Origin of the sequence: Marinicrinis sediminis, from assembly GCF_042685085.1 — a bacterium.
Taxonomy (GTDB): Bacteria; Bacillota; Bacilli; order Paenibacillales; family KCTC-33676; genus Marinicrinis; species Marinicrinis sediminis.
Genome location: NZ_JBHUMM010000033.1, coordinates 1 through 2376, shown reverse-complemented (window position 1 = coordinate 2376; position 2376 = coordinate 1). Strand labels below are relative to the sequence as shown.

The 2376-nt window shown below is 53.2% G+C and carries 1 protein-coding gene; it reads right to left on the bottom strand.

Annotated features, from left to right (window positions below):
* The coding region (locus ACFSUC_RS11775; RefSeq protein WP_379929789.1) for a non-ribosomal peptide synthetase at window positions 1-2376 on the bottom strand (2376 nt) is incomplete at both ends.

Sequence of the window (2376 nt, the reverse complement as noted above, 5' to 3'; positions counted from 1 at the left end):
CAGACAAATTCCGTTCGGAATGCCTCATGCCTCTTCACCAGTTGCTGAAACGCTTCGCGTAATCGCGGTCGATCCAGCTCGCCTTGCAGCCGCAAGGCAAACGGCATATTGTAGGCCGTGCCGAATTCTTCCAGCTGCTGTACCAGCAGCATTCGTTTCTGCGCAGAGGATACCGGATAAGTTACAGCAGGGGCCGCAGGCGGGATCGAAACCAAAGGACTAGATCCACTGACACGTCCTTTCTCCTGAATCAGTCTGGCCTGCTGTTCCAATACCGGAAACTGAAACAATTCGCGAAGGGTCAATTCCACACGGAATTCCTTCATCACATTGGCGGCCAGCATGCTCGCTTTTAACGAATGTCCCCCAAGTTCGAAGAAATCATCATCCACACTGACCGGTTCCAGCTTCAGGACAATTCGGTACAACTCGACAAGTCTTTGTTCTGTATCATTTCTCGGGGCCACGATCACCCGCGCATGGGAATCAGGCTCGGGATGGGGCAGCAATTTGCGATCGACTTTCCCGTTTGCGGTCAGGGGAATGGCTTCCAGCCACGTGTAATGGCTTGGCAGCATAAAGGCTGGCAGCTTCATTCTCAGCTGTTCCTTCAGCCAGGTCATGTTTGGCTTGGACGCGCCTTCTGACACCAAGTACGCACAGAGCTGTGTCTCGTCCCGCACATCGACCGCCAGTACGACCGCTTCGCTGATGCCGTCCAGCCGCAGGAGATTCGCCTCCACTTCCCCCACTTCCACCCTTGCGCCTCTTATGCTCACCTGCTGATCGATACGACCCAAATATTCCACCTGGCCATTCGGCAGCCATCTCGCCAAATCACCGGTTCGATACATCTTCTCGCCGGGTATAAACGGATGATCCACGAAAGCCTCCGCTGTTTTGTCCGGCTTGTTCCAGTATCCGCTTGCCAGACTGCGTCCGGCTATACACAACTCCCCTGCAACGCCAACGGGCTGCAACTGATTAACTTGATTCAATATGTATATGTCTACGTTGGAAATCGGGGCTCCGATCGGGATACTGGTATATGGCGGTTTCACTTCACACGCAGTGGTGACCACCGTATTTTCGGTCGGTCCGTAATTATTGACAATCTTGTAACGCTGAGGCTGACAGGTCTTCAGCTTGTCCCCTCCTGTCAACAGCACGCGCAATGATTCATTGTGCAGCTGGATAAACGATTCGCAGACCGCTGTCGGCAGGAAGCTGACCGTGATGCTTTTTTCATTCATATACGCATTCAGGGCTTCAACGTTCAATCGTTGAGACTCGGGAACGATATAGAGGGATGCCCCCGAAATGAGACAAGGGAAAATCTCCCACACAGAAGCATCAAATCCGAATCCCGCATATTTGCTGCACCTGTCTTCCGACGTCAGCTCGTAATACGATTGATACCAGTTGCACATATTCGACAACGCATGATGCTCGATCATGACCCCTTTCGGTTCCCCTGTAGAACCTGAGGTATAAATGAGATAGGCCAGCTCATTCGGCTCAGGCTTGTCCGGGAGGTTCGTATCCGCATAATGGCCAACCTCACAAACATCGATTTCAAGCAGATGACAGTGTGCCTGTACAGACGACCGCAACCTGCTGCTTGTAATCAGTAGCTCAGCTTGACTGTCTCCGAGCATATACTGGATTCGCTGGGTAGGATACGCATGATCGATCGGCAGATAAGAAGCGCCTGCTTTCCATACAGCCAGTACAGCGATCACCATATCCAGTGAAGGTTCCAGCATGATGGCTACGATATGAGAAGCTTTAATGCCGCCTTCTCGCAGTCGATGAGCAAGCTGATTGGCACGGGCATTCAATGCCTGATAGGTGAGTTGCCCTTGCTGGGCGTCATCGACAACGGCTGTCGCATGCGGGGTTCGTTCCGCCTGCTGCTCGAATCGCTCCAGTATCGTACGGGTCCATGCCTCATCTGCCTTTTCTGCATCCCATGCGATATCCAATGCTTTATTTGCATTGAACACATGCATAATCTCGTGTCGCTCTTGTTCGGTCAACAGTTCGATATGCTGCAAGCGCTGGGCCGGTTGGGCCACGATGTGGCGCAGCACCTGCACGTAGTGCTGGGCCAGTCGCGCTGCCGTTTCCCGCTGGAACAGGGCAGTCGCATACTCGACATCCAGACGCATCCCGTCTCCTTCCAGGGTGACGGTCAGCGACAGATCAAACTTCGATACCTGTCGTTCTGCCGGCACATCCGACAGCTTGAGCGACCCGAGATCCAGCTCCGATTGCGCCATGTTTTGCATCGCAAACATCGTATCAAACAACGGATTGCGGCCCAGATCCCGCTTGATCTTCAACCGCTCAATCAACTGCTCATACGGATAGTCC